At 39.4% G+C, this 23,431-nt stretch carries 15 protein-coding genes and 1 pseudogene; 6 read left to right on the top strand and 10 right to left on the bottom strand.

Going from position 1 to position 23,431, the window contains the following annotated elements:
* Positions 1–317 precede the first annotated feature (317 nt).
* The 4 genes from A2W93_02200 to A2W93_02215 form a co-directional block, all read right to left on the bottom strand.
* On the bottom strand, positions 318–743 hold the full coding sequence (locus A2W93_02200) for a hypothetical protein (protein OFY54747.1): 426 nt from the start codon (positions 741–743) through the stop codon (positions 318–320).
* Positions 744–748: 5 nt separating this feature from the next.
* A complete protein-coding gene (locus tag A2W93_02205; protein OFY54748.1) occupies positions 749–1,648 on the bottom strand; it encodes a hypothetical protein in 900 nt (299 codons plus the stop codon).
* Between the two features lie 256 nt (positions 1,649–1,904).
* Complete coding sequence (locus tag A2W93_02210; GenBank protein OFY54749.1) at positions 1,905–2,915, bottom strand: hypothetical protein; 1,011 nt, start codon at positions 2,913–2,915, stop codon at positions 1,905–1,907.
* A 5-nt stretch (positions 2,916–2,920) separates the two neighbouring features.
* Positions 2,921–4,066 carry a hypothetical protein gene (locus A2W93_02215; GenBank protein ID OFY54750.1) on the bottom strand — a complete coding sequence of 382 codons (1,146 nt, stop codon included), beginning with the start codon at positions 4,064–4,066 and terminating at the stop codon, positions 2,921–2,923.
* Positions 4,067–4,293: 227 nt separating this feature from the next.
* Between A2W93_02215 and A2W93_02220 the strand changes: the two genes are divergently transcribed.
* Positions 4,294–4,839, top strand: coding sequence for a hypothetical protein (locus A2W93_02220; GenBank protein ID OFY54751.1), 546 nt, complete (start codon positions 4,294–4,296; stop codon positions 4,837–4,839).
* A 228-nt stretch (positions 4,840–5,067) separates the two neighbouring features.
* Here the strand turns inward: A2W93_02220 and A2W93_02225 are convergent, their stop codons facing one another.
* From A2W93_02225 to A2W93_02245, 5 genes are all read right to left on the bottom strand, one after another.
* Positions 5,068–5,424 (bottom strand): hypothetical protein, encoded by a 357-nt coding sequence (locus tag A2W93_02225; protein ID OFY54752.1) that lies wholly within the window; start codon positions 5,422–5,424, stop codon positions 5,068–5,070.
* Positions 5,421–10,166, bottom strand: a complete 4,746-nt coding sequence (locus A2W93_02230; protein ID OFY54753.1) for a hypothetical protein — start codon at positions 10,164–10,166, stop codon at positions 5,421–5,423. Before A2W93_02230 ends, A2W93_02225 begins: the two co-directional genes overlap by 4 nt.
* 885 nt (positions 10,167–11,051) lie before the next feature.
* Positions 11,052–11,786, bottom strand: a complete 735-nt coding sequence (locus A2W93_02235; protein OFY54754.1) for a hypothetical protein — start codon at positions 11,784–11,786, stop codon at positions 11,052–11,054.
* A gap of 66 nt (positions 11,787–11,852) precedes the next feature.
* A complete protein-coding gene (locus A2W93_02240) occupies positions 11,853–12,053 on the bottom strand; it encodes a hypothetical protein (protein OFY54755.1) in 201 nt (66 codons plus the stop codon).
* A 6-nt stretch (positions 12,054–12,059) separates the two neighbouring features.
* On the bottom strand, positions 12,060–12,425 hold the full coding sequence (locus A2W93_02245) for a hypothetical protein (GenBank protein OFY54756.1): 366 nt from the start codon (positions 12,423–12,425) through the stop codon (positions 12,060–12,062).
* A 550-nt stretch (positions 12,426–12,975) separates the two neighbouring features.
* Between A2W93_02245 and A2W93_02250 the strand changes: the two genes are divergently transcribed.
* From A2W93_02250 to A2W93_02260, 3 genes are read left to right on the top strand one after another with little or no spacing between them, the layout of a single operon-like run.
* Positions 12,976–13,554, top strand: coding sequence for a hypothetical protein (locus A2W93_02250; protein OFY54757.1), 579 nt, complete (start codon positions 12,976–12,978; stop codon positions 13,552–13,554).
* Positions 13,555–13,565: 11 nt separating this feature from the next.
* Entirely contained in the window at positions 13,566–18,959 is a 5,394-nt protein-coding gene (locus A2W93_02255; GenBank protein OFY54758.1) for a hypothetical protein, read from the top strand.
* A gap of 2 nt (positions 18,960–18,961) precedes the next feature.
* A complete protein-coding gene (locus A2W93_02260) occupies positions 18,962–20,830 on the top strand; it encodes a hypothetical protein (protein OFY54759.1) in 1,869 nt (622 codons plus the stop codon).
* Positions 20,831–20,901: 71 nt separating this feature from the next.
* Here A2W93_02260 and A2W93_02265 read toward each other — a convergent pair whose 3' ends face one another.
* On the bottom strand, positions 20,902–21,096 hold the full coding sequence (locus tag A2W93_02265) for a hypothetical protein (GenBank protein OFY54760.1): 195 nt from the start codon (positions 21,094–21,096) through the stop codon (positions 20,902–20,904).
* A gap of 250 nt (positions 21,097–21,346) precedes the next feature.
* Between A2W93_02265 and A2W93_02270 the strand changes: the two genes are divergently transcribed.
* Together A2W93_02270 and A2W93_02275 are read left to right on the top strand one after the other, a co-directional pair.
* The gene (locus tag A2W93_02270) at positions 21,347–22,315 is read left to right on the top strand and encodes a hypothetical protein (GenBank protein OFY54761.1); all 969 of its coding nucleotides are present in this window, start codon (positions 21,347–21,349) and stop codon (positions 22,313–22,315) included.
* 190 nt (positions 22,316–22,505) lie between these two features.
* Positions 22,506–23,431: pseudogene (locus A2W93_02275) on the top strand (hypothetical protein).

Genomic DNA, 23,431 nt, shown 5'->3' on the forward strand with positions numbered 1-23,431 from the left:
AAATAAAATTCCCACAAAAAAGTAATGACTATTTTGGATCTCATTCAGAAATGATCAGAATTCTGTTCATTTGATACCCCAATATGTATAAAGCCGGCACTGTGGCCGGCTTTGATGTATTCTGTAGAAAATCAGTGTTTTACCAATATTGGGATAGACATTTAGGATTTGTCTTGGATGGTGCAACGCAACACTTTTGCGAATAGTTGTTCCTTCAGGTATTTTCACAATGGAAATTTCAGTTGGGTTAATTGGCAAGGCGAGCTAATCCATAAGTTTGGATTTTGATCAATTTTGTAAAGTTATCGATTCAATAATCATCTTATTTCCATAGAACTAATAACGTTCCCATTATCTGCATCTATTAGCTTTCTGAATTCTCCTATATAAACAGAAAGAAGATTTTTATTTTTAAATTTGACCATATAGTTTTCGTAATGTTGCTTGCTTAAAAAATCTTTTTCATTTTTGTTCTCTGGAAGTTCGACAAATACAGCATTTACACCTTTCATTGTCCACAGCACATTTTTATTTGATTTATCAATGGCATAGAGTGAAATCCTTCCTTCAGCTTTGTACTTTTCAACTAACTCTGGATAATCTTGCTTGAAATCAGGTGAACAATGAAAAACAATTAAAGCAGGGAAATCCATTATAGATTTAATTCTATAGGGAAGCTCGTAAAGAACATTGTCAATTCTTACTTGATTTTTTATGTTGTTTTCAAATCGTATGCTAATCATAGAAATTAATTAATAAATTCATTAATATCGCCGATGTCTTCGAAAAAGTTTTCCATTTCTTCCTTGCTGAAATTAATAATTTCGTATTGTGTGGCTCCGCCTGAAAGATGACCTTGTCCTCCCCAATCTTGTGGCCTGGCAACACTTTTTCTAATTATTGTTCCTGGAGGAACTTTCACTAGTAACAACTTATCGGGTTTGACAAGACCTCCATATTCATCAACAATTGGCAAAGCAGTTTGATTAATAAAGTCGTCAACAGATGAAAATCCACCAACATCATCAATCGAAATCAGCCACCGTCCTTCTTTATATTGATTATAACCGCGAACGAAAAATGTTTCTTTTGTCAAAGTGTAATCTTCAATTGCATAAGCAAAGTTATAAGGATTTGTGATACCTCGTTGTTGGATTTCGGTTAAAATTTCAGCTTGCGTTCTAAAAACCTTGCTCCCCTGAATTTCAGTTTTTGCAAGTTGTGTATATAAAGATTTTGCTTCTAAAACTGAAAGATTATTCCATTTTGCAACAAAGTATGGAACTGTACCTTCCAACTTAACCCCGCTCTCAATCGCCACAATCTGCTCTTTCAGCAATGTTTTTGTGGAGCATCCAACTAAGTTGTCAGTGTTTTCAATGAATTTTTTAAACTGGCGTGCAATATATATTTTTTGTCCGAGCGCAACAAGGTTTGCCCCGGCATCGAGTATCATTGCAGTGTTGTAAATTTTGTCCCAGGTGGCAAAAGTGCTTTCGTATTGTTGAAATTCAGAGTGCTCTATTAAACGTTGTTTCTCGGACTGAATGAAAATGTCGGCTACGGCTGCGCCGCCACCAGCCGCCTTCGCGCGCCCCGCGCCCGCCAGCAGCAACACAAACACCATTATCCAGCGCAAAAGCCTCATCTGTTCAGTTTGAGACAAAAATAGTGAAAATGGGGGAAAGGAGAGGTTTTATTTGGTGAGATTCTGCTTTCAGAAATGACCATTTTTCTGTTCAACTAATGACCCAACAAACATAAAGCCGGCGCTGTGGCCGGCTTTGATGTGATCTGTTGAATTTCTGTATTTTACCGATATTGGGAAGGGTATCAAAGATTTGTTTTGGATGTTACAGTGCAGGGGGCAAATGTAGGAAAAACGAGAGAACGCATCTAAGCCTCTAAGACTTCAATTTTTCACTTTCCAACTCATACAGGTTGCCCAAAGTATCAAGACAGTAAATTATTCCATCTTTCACCTGAAGGTTTTCTTTGCCGCCTTTTAGTTGCTGCCCTTTGCTTTTATCAAATTCAAATTCGTGGTAGTCGACTACTTTTGCGCTGACCGGATCGAAGATGCCAATATCATTTGTTTCTATCCCAAAATAGAACAATCCATCATATAAATATGAGCGGCCGATTGAAGCCCAGAAAACAGTTTCATCGTTTATTCCTTTCAATTTACGCAACTGATCTTCAATAATAACTTCCCTCGTGATTACCCCAATATTTACATCCAATTCAATATACCTGCGGCCAAAAAGGCCTTTATAAATATTCTCATTTTCATTATCAACATACAACATTCGCGGAAACTTTGCATTTTCAATAAATTTAACAATTTCTCCTTTCTCAATATCCAGCAAAAGCACCGCGCCGCTGTTAAGCGTACAAACAAGTGTTTTGTTATAAATACCGCAAAACTCATTTACTTGATATGGCTTTTCCACAGCTCCATCGGGCCAGGTGCCGAGTGAGTAGAGCGGAAAGGCTGAGGTTTTTTCTAACTCATTAAGATTTGAAATGCGAATATTGCTCGAAGCCCCAATGCCATCAATTATGTAACTTGAAATTAATGTTCTCCCAAAGTTATGAACATCTTTTAATATCAATTCTAAGTTTTTGTTGTAAACAGCATAATATTGTGGATTTTTATTATAAACTAAAAGGAAGGGATTCACATAACTCAGAATTCTTTCTTGTAAAAACTTGCCATTGCCAACAAGGAAACCATTGTTTAGGCTATCTAAAACAACAACTTCATTATTAAAACTTAAGATTTTCGAAGCATCTTCAATTGAAGTTAATTCAAGATGAGTATCAATTGAAAGTATGTTTTTTCGATTAGATATCATCAAATTGATTTCTAAATCGAAGAAATTTATGCCTGTTTGGATTATTCTATATTTCATCTGGATTAAAACATTTCAATAAAATTAAACACTGGATGATCTATGGAGATCGTTGGACTTTCCATCATTGTTTTTAAATCATCCCAATCATCAATAAAATCAATTCCGTTTTCTTTTTTTATACTTCTAAACAAACTTGGATTCGACTCAAAAAGTTCCTTAGCATTACTCTTCATCATATTCTTAAACTTCTTCACCTGAGTGGCTTTGGTCACACCATCGTTTGAGCGGAAAAAGTATTTTAGCTGATCCATGTTTTCAAGTTGTGGGTTGCTAATATACGCTTTAAATTGATTGTAGAATGAAGTTGTGAAACCGGTACCGGATGAATAGTTTTTGGTTTCAACGAATATTTTCATTCCACTTCCATCTTCAAACATGAGATCATATCTAAAGTTGTCAATATCATCAATACCTGATTCAAGCTTGATAAGTGTTTTACCGGCCAGTACCGGTGGTGGATTTGATAGAATTTCTATTCCAAATGCTCCACCTTTAAACTTTAAAGGTGTTTGCAAAAGCTCGTCAAAATAATTCAATGCCCCGGGAACAGAACGATAGTTTATCATGAAATGTTCAATATCATTGATTAAAAGATCGTATGATTTGACATTATTTACAATCGGGTTTTCAATTAGGTTGGTTATTGTGTTTTTTAAAGTCGAAATATCTCCAAATCTCGCAATTCGACCGCTGTTTCCAGTAGAGAAATTTATCAGGTCGTTAATAAATGGTTGCGTCTGTGGCATGGCAAAGAGGTTGTCTAATCGGTTAGATATTGCTGTTATTTCACCTGCAATCGCTTCACCACTTTTAACATCTTGTATAAAAACCTTTAGATCTGTTTTTACCACATCGTCGGGCAAATCATCTACCTTACTAACAAACTTAGACCAACAGCTTGCTGTTGCTACATTACGGATAAGCAGACCAATATTTGCTCCCGCATCCATAAACATTACTGTTTCATACAGTTCGTCCCATGCTGCAAAGGCGCTTTCGTATTGCTGAAACTCAGAATGTTCAATCAATCGCTGTTTCTCGGCTTGTATGAAAATATCGGCTACGGCTGCGCCGCCGCCGGCTGCCCCAGCGCGCCCCGCGCCCGCCAGCAGCAACACAAAAATCAATATCCAGCGCAGAAATTTCATCTGTTCAGTTTGAGACAAAAATAGTGAAAACAGGGGAAAGGAGAGGTTTTATTTGGTGAGATTCTGCTTTCAGAAATGAACATTATTCAGTTCAACTTATGACTTAACAAGCATTAAGCCGGCGCAGTGGCCGGCTTTGAGGTATTCTGTTGGAATTCTGTGTTTTACCAATATTGGGATGGGTATCAAAGATTTGTTTTGGATGTTGCAGTGTAACAGAAGTACGTTTGAATGACGTTCAGAAATTGTACATTTCTTTCATAGTCGATAATTTCTCCAAAGCGATCCTTGGTTGGAAAGCCGCATTGAATAAGACCGCCATGCTCACGCTCGAAAACCTGAAAGAAGTAATTGACCGATACAACTTGAAAGACTTCACTTTGTTTTCCGATGACGGTTCGGAAAACAAAGGCTCCGTTTCCACATTCGCTTCTTCATCTCAATACAGAATTAATTCTGTGATAGCACAGATCGACACTGCTTTTTCGAACTCCGTTGTAGAAGCAGTAAACAAAATTTTCAAAAGCAATTACTGGCCCCGCGATTTCTCAGGACAACTCAATAAAGCGCTTGAAATTATTTCCGAAATGGTTCATGATTACAACGATATTCGCCCACATGGTTCACTCAGCGGTCTCACACCAATAGAGGCCCTAATGAATAAAAATCCCGAATCCATTTTTCCAATTGATCAAATCAGAATAGCAGCCACGACCAGAATTTCCGAAAACCTGAATTCTAACTGCACCGACTGCCAACCGAAGCCGGAATGATAGTTCTTCAACCTGAATGAAATAGTATTCCCATAAAAAAGCATTAACAATTTCGGATCTAATTCAGAAATGAGCAGAATTCTGTTCATTTGATACCCCAATATGCATAAAGCCAGCACTGTGACCGGCTCTGATGTATTCTGTTGAAATTCTGTGTTTTACCAATATTGGGATGGACATTTAGGATTTATCATGGATGGTGCAGGGCAAAAACAAAACGATCATACATCACCAATTGTGAAACTGATAGATTTCATCGATACCCGCAGCACTATTGGATTCTACGCAAATCAATTGAATCTCTTTAACTCTAAAGCTTTTTTTCAATTCCCACTTTTGTCCCTTGTCAAAAATTATATTTACAAAATCACCATTTAAAATAAATTCTCCTGAAATAGCACTTTCAAAATCTTCCTTCTTAAATGCAACTTTCCCATTCTTGCTTTCTTTGCGTTTTCGTTTAACAATACCATTGGCATTGAAGAAATATGCCCAATGAATAAAGCCTGTTCTTTTGTTGCTTCCAGCCACATAGTCAGTGTAAGGCGTTGGAACAGCCAAATAGTATCCGTCGTATTTGATCATTTTAAAAATTTAAAATTAGCAACATCATAAATGTAACCATTCTCTGACAGCCACTTCACTTCACGCCCAAAGAATGATAAATCATTTAATTTATCTGAAGGCAAATTTCTCAAATAATCAGCCAAGTCAAATGAGCTATCAAACACTGAACTGGGAACATCTCTCAAGTCTTTGAAAATATTTCCTCCTTCGAGTGGATTGGAAAGAACCCTAATGTCATCTCCTCTATTTACAGCATCACGTAACCATGGCTCATTGACATTATCCCAAATTTGTTGATCTTCCCAACCTTGCATGTTTCTGGTGTCGTTTAAAATGTTAACACCTCCGGGGTTCTCACCCGATTTAGATAATTTAGAATCAATTACTTGCTTTGTCCCAATTCCTCCAGGTGGATCGTATTTTCCAATGCAAGTTGTGGTCTTAGACGCATCACAAACAATATCACCGCCAAACCCTGAATAATTCACGAAAAGATTCCCATCCACAACCTTCCCAACCTGGCTGCTGTTGTTCAATATCCTAACCTCAGAAGATGATTTTATTCCGGTTATTGTGATATTATCAATCTCACCAATAATTTCATCATACTTCTTGAAGTTATCAATAAACTTCTGTGCACTTGCATGGCCTGAAAATATTTCTTCTAATGCTTCCTGTCCTGTCTTTCCATTATAGGTGAATTTGTTCCTGATTTTTGAGATCGTTTCAAGATTAGCTGAATTTACCCTTAAAGTTGAGAATTCGTGCAATGCTCTCCACGCATCCACCATCCCCGCATCAAGACTGGCCATATTTTCCGATAGGTGCGCACCGGCAGGAATACCTGGCACATTCTGGCGAGCAACATCGACTAAGAATTCGGCTTGCTGCTCGTCGGGCAGCGATTTTAGTTTTTTAATAAAACCCGAAAATCGTTCGGCGTTCTGGCTCGCAGTATGAAGCGAACGAATTGTAACTGCTTTGTCCTGGTTTTTTTCGAGGAATTGGGCTACGTCAAATGATTCATCCGTAAAATTCTCAACATTGGACTCTTGCAGCTTTCTGGTGATTTGAATAAAATCTTCAGACAATTGTTCGTTAAGCTTAATGGTTTTTCGCACCCCATTTATTTTCTTTACCAGCGTAACTGATTTTACAATGACATTTGGAATAACTATGGAGGCAAATGAGAGTGAAGCATTAATTTCATCGCCTTCTACCAAGTATAAAACTCCATCTATTGCGTCTGCTGCCCATGAAAGAATCGGTATCTCAGTTGAGCCAATAGATGATAGCAAGAAATGAGGGTCCGCGACCATGTCCTTACATATTCCAAGTATTTCACTGATTACATCAAATTTTTCAGGTTTAACAGGAATGAAATCTTCCCATATGGTATCATTCCAAATAAGGTAGTATTCTTGCCCAAATGCATCGAAATCGCAATAAAAATATTCGATTTTTTGATCTATGATCATTTTTACCAATAAACCACCTTGTCCATATGGATTAAATTTCATTCCTTCACTGCAATACAGAAGATCATTTTCAGTTAGCGTAGGTATTGTTTTCCGGCAATTTAATGGTTCATCAACAAAGCCTATATACTCAGCTGAAATAGTTGACCAAATCATATCTGTCTTAGTAATAATTGGTCCAGCAGCAGTATTATTAATAGATGGTTTGGGAAATTTGGATAATTGCGTATAATAAAAATCAACTTTGCAGTTAGACCGTTTACCAATATAAACAGGAGCATTTGAATTGGTGTTAGTATTAGTTAATGATTCATGATAAAAATCGTAATCTCCGTTTATTTTATACTTTTCACTAGTGGTTGTTCCAAGAGGATTAATTAATCTTGCATAGCCTAAAAATTCATTTTTATTGTTTACAATAGCCGAATATTTACCAGCCGAATTTTTAAACCCCAGAAGAACTCCATCGGGAATCATGAATTCCACTTCCTTTTTTACAGAAAATGAAACTTGCTCCAGATTGTTGGCAACTGTAACAAGAACACCAGAAGGGGCAATACAAATCATTTCAGAAATTTCCTCATTCAGGGGAATTATGCCCTCATACATTGCCATTATGGAGATATCTGTAATATCGACACTACTCCCATCCTCCTCCTCATCCAGCCAGTTAAACACGGGCATTTTGCTGTGAATGGCGTCCCATTGTTTTTTGTGCAGTTGGGTTCCCGTGCTGTAATCCATCAGGTTGCTGGTAGTGCCTTCTGCCGGGTCGGGGAAAGTGTGTTCGAGACCGAAAGCACCGTGGCCAAGTTCGTGAGCGGCTTCGCGTGCATTGGCACCGGCAGCCAGAAAGCCCACTGCCCGTCCGCGCACCATGTAGCCCAGCTGGGCGGGGTCGTTGAAATTGGGAACAACAAACAAATAATAGGCGTTCTTGTCATACGCCGTATCCTGTGTGCGGAAACTGTCGCGCAGCGCCCGCATTTCGGGGCTGTATTTGCTGAACAGGGTGGCATCGGCGGCTTCGAGGCCATCGCTGCCCAGATCGAAACTGAATGGTGCTGCGGTGCTTACAGTCCAGCTTACGTTGGCTTGAGCGTAAATGGTGTTGAGATTGCTCTGCAGGTTTGCAGCATTTATGGTGGCGCCATTCACCGGAACCAACACCACACGGCGGCTCAGGGTGTCCAGTTCAACCACATTGAGTTTGCCGAGTTTCAGATCGCCGTACCAGGCATACACGCATTGTGCATTCGAGGGAACAGTAATGGTGTATGTTCCGCCGCTGCCAGTTTTGCTCAAGGCGTTGCCGGTCTTGTCTTTAAAAGCAAGCCGGTTTTCATCTAAACCTGCGAATTCAGCATGGGCAACAACTTCATCGGTTTGTCCTTTGCCAATGCTTTTCCAGGGCACAAAATAGTTGGTGCTGTCACCAAGCCGGATGGGTTCGTAGTTGAGAATCCACTCAACATGTTCTTTTTTATCGAAACCAAATTGCTGTGTGGATGCGGCGGAGAAAGTAACCTGCAGGCTGTCGTTGCCTGCAAGGCTGTCGCCCAAATACGTAAGGTAGTTGTGCGGTCCGCTCACCGATGATGGTTCAGGGTAAATGGTAATCACATACTGGTTGCCGTCATCATCCTGAAGAACTACCACATTGGCATCGCCGGGATAATCGTTGCAAACGGTCTGCGTGTTGGTTCCATCATCGAAAGTGTAGCAGTATTCATTTCCGTTGATCCAGACGGAATCGATGGTGCCCTGCACCCAGACGGGATCTTCGGCAGCCTGTGCCACATCCCAGTCGTGAGCCCATGCATCAATGCCTTTTGTTTTTGCCTCTATGACACCCGACATCTGCCGGTTATTGTCGTTGATGTAAATGTCCTGCCATTCCACAGCGAGTGGGAAAACGCCGAAAACGATGGCGTAACCTTCGCCTGAGAAATGACCTGGTGAAAACAGCGGAGTAATGGATGTGGCAAAAACTTCGAACTGTCCGCTCTGGATAATCAGGCCCGGATGGGCTTTTTCGGCAGGCAGTGGATTTGCTGCAAGGCCGTCCATGGGCATGGTGCTGTTGTTGCAGTCGTAATTTGGGACGGGCTTGGTGGTAAATTCTTTTATGTCGGTCCAATCGGTTTCAATGCTGCCTTCGCCACGCAAACGTGCTTCGTAAGTGGTCTGCGGTTCAAGATTGTTTATTTTTTCCAGGCTGGATGTCGTATAATAATCAAACCAGTTCTGGGTGCCTTTTTTGCGAACCTGTAAATGATACTCATCAATTACACCATTCTGCGACCAGAAGCATATACCCATCCGATGGGTCTGTCCCTGAGCCGAGAGATCGAGATCAATGGTAGCAGCAATCACAGCATTCGGATCACCGTATTTGAATGTAAATGCTTCGGAATATCCGTTGTTTTTATATATTCCTCTGTCAGTGCTGCTTTTTGCGCGGACTCTCCAGACATAGGATGAAAACGGATCTAGTTCAACAACATCGGGTCCGAGGACATACGTTGTATTGTTGGTTTCAACTTGATGAACCGGAACGCCGTAATTCACAATGCTCATTGTATCCATGGTGCCTGGCGGAACCCGGTAAATGCTGAATTCGTATGATGTGGTCCACGACGGATCACCGGTGTACACTTCTGTAGCAATCCAACTGAAACTGATAAATTGAGGCGTAAGGGGAGTTAACAAACTTCTGTTGGCCGGTTCAATAAGATACGGAGGCTCTTTGAGGTTAAAATAAAACGGAAGCAGCACCTCGTTGCTTACCTGCCGGTCTGTGTGAAAGGCATCATAAACGACAATATGCATCATGTAGCTGCCTTCGTGAAAGCAGTTTTCCGCATCAAACGGCATTCCGTTTGAATATTTGAGAGGAGAAAATAACGTGATGGCCGGCAACATACTGACTTCGCCAGGATTGAGGCTTAGTGGGGTTGTGGATGTCAGTGTATAGTCAGGCCCTTCGATGGTGAGCACCAGATTTACCTGATAATTGGAAAGATTGATGTCGTTCAGAATAACAGAAACGGGCAGGAGGGTGGATGAACTGTTGCTGTAATCAGTCCAGTAACCGGTGAATTGCGGATTTATTGAAGCATTAACGCTGACCGGCCATGTCTGGGCATGAGCAACATGTGTCGGCGCCGCAGTGAAAAGAATAAACGACAAACACACGAGACATTTTCCGATAAAAGTCCTGACGCCTTTCATGACGTAAAGATATTTATTTTCTGTATGTAAATTTTGTAGCATGAACATGAAGTCAGGTTTTAATATTCAACAATGACCGGGTCGCTGATGATGCTTTGAACCCCGACAATGCTGAATTCGAACGCTTTTTTAGAAGATTTCAAAGAAGATCAGCGATTTATTTTTGATGGAATAATAGGTCTGAAATGCAGTCACAATGAGGGGGTGGGAGATAGTGTTTGATTTGAGAATTAAATTAAATCCCGATTCCATTTTCTCAACCGATCAGATTAGCAGCCACTGCCAGAATCTCAGAAAACCTGAATTCAAATTGCACCGATTGTCAACCGAAGCCGGAATGATAGGTCTTCAGACCGAATAAAATAGAATTCCTATAAAGAAGCAATGACAATTTCTGATTGCTTTCAGAAAGGACCATTATTCTGTTCAACTAATGACCTAACAAGCATAAAGCCGGCGCTGTGGCCGGCTTTGACGTATTCTGTTGAAATTCTGTGTTTTACCAATATTGGGATGGACCTTTAGGATTTATCATGGATGGTGCAGGGTCATTTGACAAAGATGACCGCTTTTGTTGTGCGTCTTGCAACATAATTATTCAGCAAAACATTTTTATGAGTCAAAATTCACTACTGGTAGTTACATCATGTTGTAAAAGTTTGTGTTTTTTTGTTGTGGCTTTGTCCAATAAAAATAGCAGTTATATTAATAGTTTATTGAAGTATTTAAAGTTCCCCAAATGATCCTCTATCCCCCCCTGAACAACGGTAGAGGTGTCAAACAAAACAAGAAGCGTCCATTTAACAGAGATGGCCGTTTTTTGTGTGTCGTGCATACTCTTGTTTTCATTCTACACTATTGTCGGATATTTTTTACTCTCTGGCCCTTTTCTATGAAATATTGAGTCCAATCCAATAATATTTTCAGCAAATTCTACTTTTCTACATCACCCAGCTTCTCAAGCGATTTGAGGAGCTGCCCAATCTGAACATTTTGCTTTTTTGATTCCGTTTTTTGCTTCATGAAATAGGTTATCAGCATCCCGGCGCCGGCCACAATCAGCGGCCAGTAATCTTTGATGATGTTCATAAAAGAGGAGGTTTCTTTTACCGGCTTTGCTGCGCTGATGGCCTTTTGGAGGTCTTCCTCAAGTTTGCTGATTGTTTCTTTAAGCCTTTTAATTTTTTCATCCTTGTTTGAGATCTCCAAAGACATCATTTTATTCTCGATGATCTCTTCCGGTCCGGCCAGCGCTGCCTTGCGGGAAAGATCCCGCTGATCAAGAATTTCAAGTTTTGACTGAAATATTTCTTCGCGTTGTACAGAAAGATCGCGTTCACATTCTTTAAGGCGGTTTTCTTTTCCAGTCAGATTGGCTTCCCATCGCGACAGGCTCTCTTCCCATCTTGCGAGCCGCTTTAGCATGGTTTCTTCCGACTGGAATAAGCGGGTGTTTTGTACATCTGCTGCATTATTTTGTACAGAATTACCAGCGGATTGAACATTTTTTGAGCTGGTTTGGTCATCATTGATGCAAGATGAGCAGAAATCCAGAATAATCGAAGACAGCGACGGTTTGCGGCCTTCGGCCTGTCTGCGTTTCTCCTGGATTCGCACCAGCTGATTGTATATCGCGGCGGGAACTTCGATGCGGATGGATGTGTCCATTTTGTTTTGTTTTGAAAAAACGGACGGACAGCCATGGCGTTGCTGCCCGTCCAGTCACGGCATTGTTTAGTCATCTTCATCTTCGGGGTCAAGCAGCTCAAACAACTCAAAGACGCCATCACGGTCGTCAGGTTCATAATAAACTTCAATAACAATTTCATCATCGTCATTGGTTCCCTGAATGGTGTTGTTCAAGTTGTTTTCATCAAGGATTCCGGCAAAATCAACCATCAGGTCCACCGGCACTTCAAACGTTCTTGTCTTCATGGCAATTCAAATTAAATTAGTTTCAATATTGCATTCAGTACGCTTTACGAATGACTGCAAATCCATTCGCAAAAGGCATGAATCAAAAATACAACTGCGCCATAGGCCCGTTGAGCCAAATGTAGCGAAGGTTGACAAACTGTAACCAAAGTTGACAAACTTGAATATCCGTTCTGAATAAACTGACCTGAAAATGTGGGGCAGAGCCATTGTTGGAATTTTGAACATCGCAAAATCCATTATGGATAAGCAACCTGAGAGTAAAATGTTCAATTCAAACAAATGAACATTTTGGAAAACGACGTGAAAAAGCGCTTTTTGTCGTTTTTTTGGTGATTTCAGGTACAATTTGAGTAAAATCAGATGATCCATCTGTTCAGAATAGTAAAAATCGAATAAGTATTGATAAAAAAGATGAACAGAACAGTAATTCCTGGGCGAAAATATTTTCAAATTGGTAAAATCAAATCCATTGCAGTATGTTTTCAGTAGTATTTGAATACAACCTGATTATTTCCTGGTTAATTTGAATTAAAACGGGAGCTGTTTGAAAAGAAATGACTCAGGTTCAAATGATATGATTATAAAGCTGTTCAATCAATTCCTTTTTGATGATGTGAATCAATATCTTAGTTTTGCAATTTGATAAAACAAAATTGATTTGCATAGAATATGTAATAATATTCGATTGCACAGGCTTACTGTCGTAGCTGTGTTGCAGCAATGTTTACAATTGCGTATTGATTCTGGAATACAACACGAGCGAATTATTTCCACAGGTGCGAAAAACATGTGGCAGCTGAGCTTAAACTATCATTCGCTGTACTTCATCGGATATTTATAACGGTTCCATCAAACAATAATTTCAAAAATCATTTGGTTTTGAAATGTTTTGGTGTACATTTGAGAAAATTTTTCAATTATGAAAAAGTCACGGAGTTATATTCTGATTTCATTTTTATTGCTCATATGTGTGCAATCATGCCGGGAGCCTGAAAAACCAATTTATTATATGTCTCAGGAATTTAAGGATTATGTCGATTTTCCTGTTGGCTCATGGTGGGTGTATGAAGATTCGATTACTGGAAAGATTGATAGTCTTACGCTGACATATTCTCAATACAAAATACTTGATAACGACAACGATGATTATCAAAACGAAGATTTATATCAAAAATTCAAATGTGGTGATTCTGTATTGACTGTTTTATCTGGCTGTGATGATCTTGCGCGTTGTTTCTTAATCGGAAATGGATTTAAAAGTATAATATATTTTTTTCAGTCAGAATCAGGAAGTAGTTATTTTCAGCCGTATAATATAGAAATAATATCGAATTCCGATACAATGGTGATAAATGGATATGAATATTACGATGTCGTTTGTATCCGTGAAAATCGAATAACCGGAAAATTTTTCTATTGGTCAAAAAACATCGGTTTGGTAAAAATCAAATCAGAAAGCGATAATCGCCAATTGAAATCATATCATATTAATAATTAATTTTCAGGAATATGAAAAATATTTTACTATTCTCATTCCTGATATTATTTTTTTGTGGATTAAAAGCACAAGATTACAATCCCATTGTCAGTGATGTAAACAGTATAGAGATTAATGATCAATGTGGCGTTTTTCAGTTCACAGTTGATTATGTGTTCCTTGATACCATTTCCATACAGAGAAGCTCACAGATACTTGCACCAAATGGTTGGAATGTTAGTTTAACTCCAAACCTTGCAGGTGGTGTTTACGAAAAGGGAGACAGCGTTAATGTTATAGTAACAGTACGCTATCCTGTTGATAGCAGCCCTTTATTTTCTCAAACAATTCAAATCATTCATCATGCTGATTCGGCAGCAGAATCATTTGAGTTTTACACAATCGCAAAAGTGTTTTTTACACCATATAACACCGTTGAAATATGGAACACCGAAGACTATTTTAATTTACCAAGAAGATGGTTTAGCGAGGATAATATTCCAGAAAATATTAAGATTCGTCAATTTTTAACAAGAGGCAGTATTCCTGTATCAAATATTGATACAAACTTTTACGTTAATTGGTATGATTCAACAAGAAACTGGTCAGACGATGATTTGGATAATTTTAGTGAGGTTTATATTCCCGGCCTAGCATATAGTGTATTAATGAAACCCATTCCCAATGATTCTATTATTTTTCATAATGCTTATGGAGATGGAATTGATTCGGCTGATGTAGATACGACCGGAAGTATTAAAGCCGGATGCTGGGGTAAGTGGTTTAGCGGAACCGTGTCAGGCAAAATAGAAGCTAATATAACAAATGATATTCGCGCTCCTATAGACATTCAATTAGGAGGACTTAAAGTTGAGCTGGTTGAATTAGATACATATGGTGGAAATACAATAGTTTGGCAAAATTTTGGCCATGCTTACACTAATGATCAAGGAGAGTACACAATCTCTTATAATGAATGTCAAATATGGGAAGGCGACAATGTTGAACTTTCAATTCAAATAGTATCAGTATCAGATGACGAATATAAAATAACTGCGGCAAATATTTGGGGAAACAGATTTAAATTCAAAAGCGCAAAGTGGGATGCTCCTCAAGATGCAGGGAATCAAACTTACAATAAAACATTTTCATCAACCGAGGATCCGTCTGAAGCTTTTAAAGCTGTTCATTGGGTAAGAAAAGGTTTTATGTATTGTAAAAATCAAGGTGTTTCTCTTCAAAAAAATCTCCAAATTAAACCATATGCCGTTGGCAGTTGGTTTGAAAGCAGATTAATCCCACCGGTTTTTGAGCCAACAATTCATCTGAAATCTGGAGATGGAATACGAGAAAACACGCCCTATCATGAGTTTGGCCATTTTACAATGTTCAGATTGCAGGGGAATAATTTTACAATACCCTTTGGCGTAAATGGGGCTGATGAACATAGCTGGGGAAAAGAAAATACCAGCCGTTTGGCATGGGTGGAAGGATGGGCAGATGCTATTCAAATGATTTTAGATGCGGCTTATTGGGAGGAAGATTATGAGTATGGTTTTGATCGAGAAGGATATTTTCCACGGTGTGAAGTCAGAAGCCATTATTCATGGGATGGTGCAAACATACTATTCCAAAAAATAAACAATGGTTTTCGATCAGAGTATTATATAGCATGCTCAATATATGATTTATGGGATGGCAGTTCACGTGGTTTATCGAGTACTCTGCCCGGAACATCCTATCATGGCTGGGATGATTCGAATCAAGGACTGTTTGGGTGGAAAACAACAGATGATATTGAACTTTCATTTTATCAGATTTGCAGGCCGCTAATTGAAAATACGGGCGATAACAACCCGAATAATGAAGGGGGATATTATTTCAGAGAAAAGTGTTTTAACATTCAGGATTATCTATTTTACCTGTTTGAGTATAATGATTGCAAAACTAGAGCTGATATCAGCAGGGCTTTCCGCGAAAACAGGGTGCAATGGAATATTCCCGAATATGAGTGGGGCTGGCATTGCACAAATATTTCATCCGATTTTATCAGACAAAGTGAGAATAAAAGTGAATATGGGTATGTAAAAGAAATAATATGGGGTGTGATAAATTTCTATCCGAAATCATGGATTGATTATTACATGGTTAATTATTTCAATGAAAACGCTGTAAATAGTGCAGAATATTTGGCTTATGAATATTTTACAGGACACCCTCAGCAGAATGACTTTACTATTACAGATAATTATTGGCTAGGAATATGGGATACATATTCAAATGTGTTTAGAAAATCGACACTAAAATTCAATAACGAATTAAATGTTTTAGGAAATTTGCCAGATGCAACTTTTTCAACTTGTGGCCAAATCGAAATGGATGTGCGATATGGGAACATTACTCTTGGGGGAACAAAGACCACCGCGAAACTCGAAATAGGTGATGGATCAATTTTGAGAATTCGCGGGAACGGCAATGAAAACGATTTGCTTATTAATAACAGCTCAGAACTATTGATAAAACAGGGTGGCACATTGTACATTCAATCAGGAGCTGATATCAGATTAAAGCCAAATTCAAACATCACAGTTGAAAATGGAGGGTTCATTTGTATTGAAGATGGTGCTGTTTTGAATCTTGAAGATATTACAAGTGTTATTCAACTAAACTCAGGAGCAATAAATGGAATCAATCCATCACTTAGCTTATTGGTGCCATGCGAAAATTGCACTGGAATTCAAAACAGCAATATTAATGGCTTAGGTCAAATCATTATAGAAGATTGCGCAGAATTTGCCAATTACACAGATTACAATGAAATAAATATTTCTGGCAATATTATTTGGTCAAGTGAGGCGAAAAAAATCAAAAAGGATATTGTCATTGACAACGCCAGTGTTTTGACAATCGAAAACAATTCATTTATTGAATTTGCGCCAAAAAGCAAAGTCATTATTAAACCTGGAGGCAAATTGATTGTTGATAATTCCACTTTAAGCAATTTACAGCAATGCGACCAACTCTGGCAAGGTATCGAACTCCAGGGCAATTCAAGCCTGAGCCAGCTTACACCCGGCGCCCAAGGACAAGTGATTTTGAAAAATGGTGCAGTGATTGAAAATGCTATAGATGGAATTACTACTATCGGTAATGTTGAAGATATGAGTAGCTGGGATTGGAGCAAGACCGGCGGCATAATTAAAGCAGAGAACAGTACTTTCCGCAATTGCAGAAGAGGAATTCAGTTTTTGCATTATGATAACATACATCCCATTCTAGAGTACAGCCTGCCGAATTTGAGCTATATAAAAAACTGTACTTTTGAAACGACAGCAGACCTGCCGGATGGAATAATTCCTTTTGCTTTTATTTCGATGTATGAGGTAAATGGCGTAAAACTCTATGGGAATACTTTCCGCAATACAAATCCCAATGCCACCTGGAATAAATTGGGGACCGGGATCCAAAGCATCAATGCCTCTTTTATTGTTGATCAGAGTTGTTTGTCGGCGACCATTCCATGCTCCAATATTCAGAAAAGCCGATTTGTAAATCTTGGGTTTGGCATCCACGCTACTGCAACACCAAATTTAAAAGCTGTTAATATTAAAAACTCGGTTTTTAACTTATGTCGTTTTGGTGGAGTATATCTTTCCGGAATAGAGTACCCGACAATTATTAATAACGAATTCATTGTTGATGACTTTTCTCTCCATATTATAAAATACCAGTACAGTTATGGTTTGTATCTCGACCAATGCAATGGCTACAAAGTTGAAAACAATAATTTCATTTCTCCCAATTTAACCGAAAGAGGCTGGACCGGTATTTATGTAAATAACTCGAACACCGGAAATGGTGCAAATGCCGCAAACGAAATTTACAGAAATACATTCACAGATCTATATTCTGGCATCGTGGCATTAAATGATAATGATGGAGATGGTGAAGATGATGGACTGGCTTTCCATTGTGAGACATTCACGAGTAACACGTATGATATTTCGGTTTTGCCGCGGACGAACATGGATTTGGGAATTAGCCAAACCCAGGGGTTTTATTTGCCTGGTTCATTAGATCCAACAACGATGGTTAGAAACAGTTACTCGGCTCCATGTACAATTGATGAAAACCAATTTAAAATAGACTGGAACCAGTATGCCAATCCGGACGATATACAGCACGCCAATTATACCGGATCGCCATGGCAACCCGGATGTTGTGATCAGAAAATTAAACCAACATCTCCTGAGGATTATGGAGAAAGTATTTCTCAATCTCCTTCTCATTGCCCTGACAGAACAATTAACAAACCCATCTCAATACGCACTGAATTGCAGGTTGTAGCTGTGAAAATTGAAGAGCTAAACAATCTGGTAGACGGAGGACAGACCAATTTGTTGGTTTCGATTGCGCAAAGTAATATTCCGGACGGACAGATGCTTCAGACCATGCTTGAGTTTTCTCCCTATTTGTCCGATGAAGTACTTCTAACGCTTATTGAGCGTCCAAATGCTTTGTCGCCTGGTACAATGCAACAGATTCTTACTGCCAATTCCCCGTTGAGCGATGAAGTTTATCAGGCTGTACAATCAATGCAATCACCACTTCCGAAAGGTATCCATAATCAGATTGCTGCTTTGCAGACCGGAGAAATGTCGGCCAGAGATATGCTACCTTCTGGGATAGCTTATTATGAATACACAGAAAAAGTTCTTGAATCCGATCTCGTTCGTTACTATCTGAATGATACGCTCACAGTTAATCCCATGGACAGTGTAGTGAAAATTCTGGAAGAAACAACTTCAAGGAATTCGAAATTAAATCTGGTATCGGCCTACATCAGTACCCGGCATTTTGCAAAAGCAAATCAGACTCTCGACAGTCTGGTCAATATTGATGCGGATCTTGTTTCATATTCAGATAAACAAAGAATGAATATCCAGACATTGGATTTACCGGGAGGAGAATTGTCAATAATTTCAGACAGTACAAAAATGCAGGCACTTCAGGCAATAGCCAACGACACATTGAAATACGGTGCTGTTTATGCAAGAAACGCTTTGGAATTACTTAATGATACATTATTTCAGGAGCTGACACTGATCCCTATGCCGGATGTGGATAACCGGAGTATGATAACATATTCAACAGGAAGTCAACCAGAAATTGAACAGGGGCTTCTCTCCTGTTATCCCAATCCCGCGGGTGAAAAATTTACTGCACATTACGAGGTTGAGGCGGCCTGTGCGGAGATGTTTATTGTAATTCACGACGTTATGGGAAGGGAAGTGTCCAGTATCAGGGTGAGTGAATGTATGGGTGATATTGAGCTCGATTCACCGGCCAAGTCCGGCACTTATTACGTGTATATTGAATCCTGTGGACGGTACATTGCTATTGACAAGATCGTTATTACCCGATAATCATGAGATTTGCTGTTATAATAATCATTATCTCTTTCGTGTTTGTGCAGAATATATCTGCACAAACACAATCTTTTTACAAAGACTATCCTGAATTGGACTCCAATTATTCATTTGGATTTTCATTACTATCTGACAGTTCAGGTTATTTTATGCTTTATGGTTCTGTTGATGCTGTATTGGGCAATAATACCCAGACATATATTGCCCGCTTCGACACAAACAATACGCTTCAATGGAAGCAAATATATTTATCCGGAACAGAAGGCAATGTGACTCAAGGCAGCTTGATTTCAACGACTGACTCTTGCATCGTATATTGCGGTGCAACAAAATCATCCTCAAGGAAAGGGATACTTGTTAAAGCAAGTAAGCAGGATGGATCGGCAGTTTTTATCAGGAGTTATGGTGATACAAAATATTATAGCTTCCATGCTTTATCTGAAACATCCGACAGCGGTTTTCTTATTACAGGTGCTACTGATTCCTTAGCTACTCCTGGATTATACAACTTCTATATTATGAAAACTGACAAAAATGGTTATAAACAATGGGATACAGTTTTGGTGCTAAATATCAGCACAATATTTACTAGTACAATAGCTGAAGTAAATAATTTATACTACTTTACAGTAGCGACACAGAGAAGTCTTAAAATTAGTGACAGCAAACTTATCGGGATTAAAGAAAACAAAACAATTGTTCTGAACAAAGACATAGTTCTTGCAACCTATGGAGGGTATTTGCATGCAATTGCTGTCACAGAAGATCTACATCTGTTATTGGGTGGACAGTCAAAAGATTATTTTTACCCTGATGCCCCCGGATCATTAAATGATTATCCTTATGGGAAAATGTATATTGGCAAATTTGACACGCTTGGAAACACAATTTGGAGTAAGAAATATTTTTGCCCAAATATGATGCAATATACAGAAAATATTATAAATGATAATGATGGATTCATTCTTGGGGGTGGTTGTGGATGGGGTTATTATTATAAAGATACTGGGGTGGATTTTCATGAGCCCTCAAGCTCTATTTTGGATGTTTTTCTGATGAAAATAAATGAAAATGGAGATAGTGTTTGGACAAGAATATTTCGTAAGTTAGATGGTTCAACTAATTGGGATAATTATTGGGCCAATGAGGATATCATGTATGACATGATTAGAACAACAGATGGAGGCATAGCCGCAACAGGTTGTTTTTATCCGTTCACAGGCGTTTCATTGAATTACAAACAATACGCTTGGGTGCTTAAAACCGATAGCAACGGCTGTGGCAAACCGGGTGTACCCTATGGTCTGTGGCGTGAAGAGCTGCCCTACAATGCCGACAGCAGCATTGTGCATCTGACCTGGCAAGACGATGATACAACAAACATCTGGCATCATGTGCAGGGCTCAAAAGACGGGCAGTGGTATTTCTGGGAGCTCACGCCACGAATGCTTACCACCAATGAATTTTTTGATACTGTTCCGAAATATCATAACTATTGCTATCGCGTTTTCGGATTAGATACTACCTGGGCGCGCACCTGCGAGAGTGCCGAAATCTGCATCACAACCGGCATTGACGAATATGCACCTGAAAGCGGATTGCTGGCGGTGTATCCAAATCCTGCATCCGTTTTTATTCATTGTGTGCTTCCGGAAAATGAAAAATTCGACATCATTGTTTTTGATGTTTCCGGAAAGGTGGTTCTTCATCCGAATAGCACAAATGCAGATGTCAGTCTGAGCGGAGTCGAAGACTTAACAACTGGCATTTCCGGTATACGCATTAATGTCAAACAATTACCGCCAGGTATATATTTCATCGAAGCACGCGGGGAGCGGGTTTTGAGAGGAAAGTTTGTGAAGGAATAATGGTGTCAAAAAGAAGTGAAGGCTGTTGATTGATTATTTCGCAGCAACAGTGCCACTTATTCCCGAAAGAATCAACTCGCTTCCGCCAGAACCTCCTGCTCCGGCTTATCCAAAAACTCATAAATCATTTCTACCTGCCATGAAAGCAGTGGGCGGCGTGAGAGTTTGAGTTTATTTTCGATGGGTTTGAGCCATTTGCGGAATGTGCTTCGGCATACGCCATATTCGATGGCTATTTCTTTTTGTGTTTTGACAAGCTTGTTCATGATTTCCTTTTTTCTCAGTATAACGCACCGTTTGGGTGCGTGTTTCGCTATAGATTTTTATTCCACTTGTTTCTTTGTTTTGCCGTTAATTGCGCTTTGTTGTAGATATTTTTCAGTGATAAATTTGTTGCACAAGAAACATCAATGATGTGAATTCTTGTAAAAGTTCGTCAAAGAATGTAAAACTTTGTATTACACTAATGTAAAAAGGCGTATCTTTGAAGATATATTATGTAAAGTCACGATTTTAATGAAAAAAAGCAGCAAATTTTATCTTGACCCGATCATGGAACCGGAAGATGCCTTTTCGCTCATGGAGGGACTTGCCAGAACCATCGACCTGAATTTCTCGCAGGATTTTGTGGTAAGCGATGTAGGCGTAAGTTCCCGCATTTTGAACAACTGGAAAAATCTCGGACTGATGTCAAACAGGCTCAGGATTGAGAACAGCATTTACCGGTTTAGTTTTGTTGAGCTAATCTGGATTGATATAATCAAGGAACTTCGTGAATTCGGTTTTTCATTACCTAAGATAAGTCTGGTCCGACAAACGCTGTTGATCTCGACTGATTATTCAGAATATTTCCGAAGCCTCACAGTGAAAGAAAAAAATAGTTTGCTAAAAAGACTGAACGCCTTGCGTATCCGGGATGAACAATCCAAAAAACAATTCATCGAAACAATGCGGCAGTATCTGGATGACAAGGAAAAGCAGAAGGAGCCCGTTTATTCCAATATTCTGAACATTCTTATCAATCAGTTTATTCTTTACCGTGAAGAAGTAAGATTGCTGATTGACGTGAACGGAACAGTGATTCCAGTGATTGAAAGCGAAAAAGACAGCCCCGTGTATGAAAAGCTGATGAATGATACCGGCTTTGACCGTGAGTCGTATATTACAATCTCGCTGCTGAAATTTTTCAGGAAGTTCATTCTGAACAAACATTATTTTGAGTTTGTTCGTGACAACAGAATTCTGAATGAAAATGAAACCCACATTCTATCATTGTTGCGCGAAGGTATGGCTAAAACAATCACCATACGTTTCAAAGACCAGAAGCCCTATCTGATTGAAGTGACCAGGGAGAAAAAAATACACGCCGAGGCAAGATTATCTGAAATACTGATCAGGGGCGGGTATCAGGACATAAGCATGAAAACGGAGAACGGGAATATTGTGATTACTAACATTACCTCAAAAATCAAACTGGACCAATGAAACAATACCGGAAAAACCGGACAATAAGCGAAACGGGGCATTTACCGGATACACCGGAACTGTTCTGCATCAGCCGGAACCATGTTAAACATAAAAGAATGCAGAGAACTGCTGAAAGAAAAAGGCAAAACATATAATGACGATCAGGTGCAGGCCATAAGAGATTTTCTCTATCAACTGGCCCGGATAAATGTTCAATACATCAAAGAAAAACTCAGGCAAAATGAACAAAAAGGCAATATTGTACACAAGAGTATCGACGGATGAGCAAGCCATCAAAGGATACAGTCTGAATGACCAGCACGAAAAGCTGAAAGCATATTGTGCCATTAACAACATTGACGTAGCAGGTCATTTTCAGGACAATTATTCTGCGAAAAGCTTTGAAAGGCCAGCGTTCCGGAAGCTGATAGAATTTCTGAAGCAGAATAAGCGATCAGTTGATCTGCTTTTGTTTATCAAGTGGGACAGGTTTTCACGCAACGCAGGCGAATCCTACGAAATGCTGAAGGCGCTGAAAGCGTTTGATGTTGAGGCGCAGGCTACGGAGCAGCCACTCGATCTGAGTATTCCCGAAAGCAAGCTGATGCTGGCTCTATACCTTGCATCTCCCGAAGTGGAGAACGACCGACGATCGCTGAATGTGAGCGCCGGAATGCGCAGAGCAATCAAAGACGGTCGATGGGTGGTGAAAGCCCCGAAAGGATATGAGAACCGGCGCGACGAAAACAACAAGCCCATTATTGTCCCGGGCAAAGATGCAAAATATATAAAGGACGCTTTTGAAATGATTGCAACGGGGGAGTACTCGCAGGACAAAGTGAGAAAAAAGCTCAATAAAGATGGATTCAAATGCAGCAAAAACAATTTTTCTGTGATGCTCCGGAATCCGGTCTATATTGGAAAAATAAGACTCAGAGCAACCAAAGATGAAGGAGAATTGCTTGTAAAAGGCATTCATGAGCCAATGGTAGATATTGAAACCTTTTCAAGCGTGCAGGATATTCTGGATGGCAGGCGAGTAAAGAACAATCTTGCAAAAATCCACAAATCGAAACCGGAGCTTCCGTTGAGAGGATTTTTAGTATGTCCACAATGCGGTAAAACGCTTACGGG

It is taken from the genome of Bacteroidetes bacterium GWF2_43_63 (assembly GCA_001769275.1).
Lineage (GTDB): Bacteria > Bacteroidota > Bacteroidia > Bacteroidales > DTU049 > GWF2-43-63.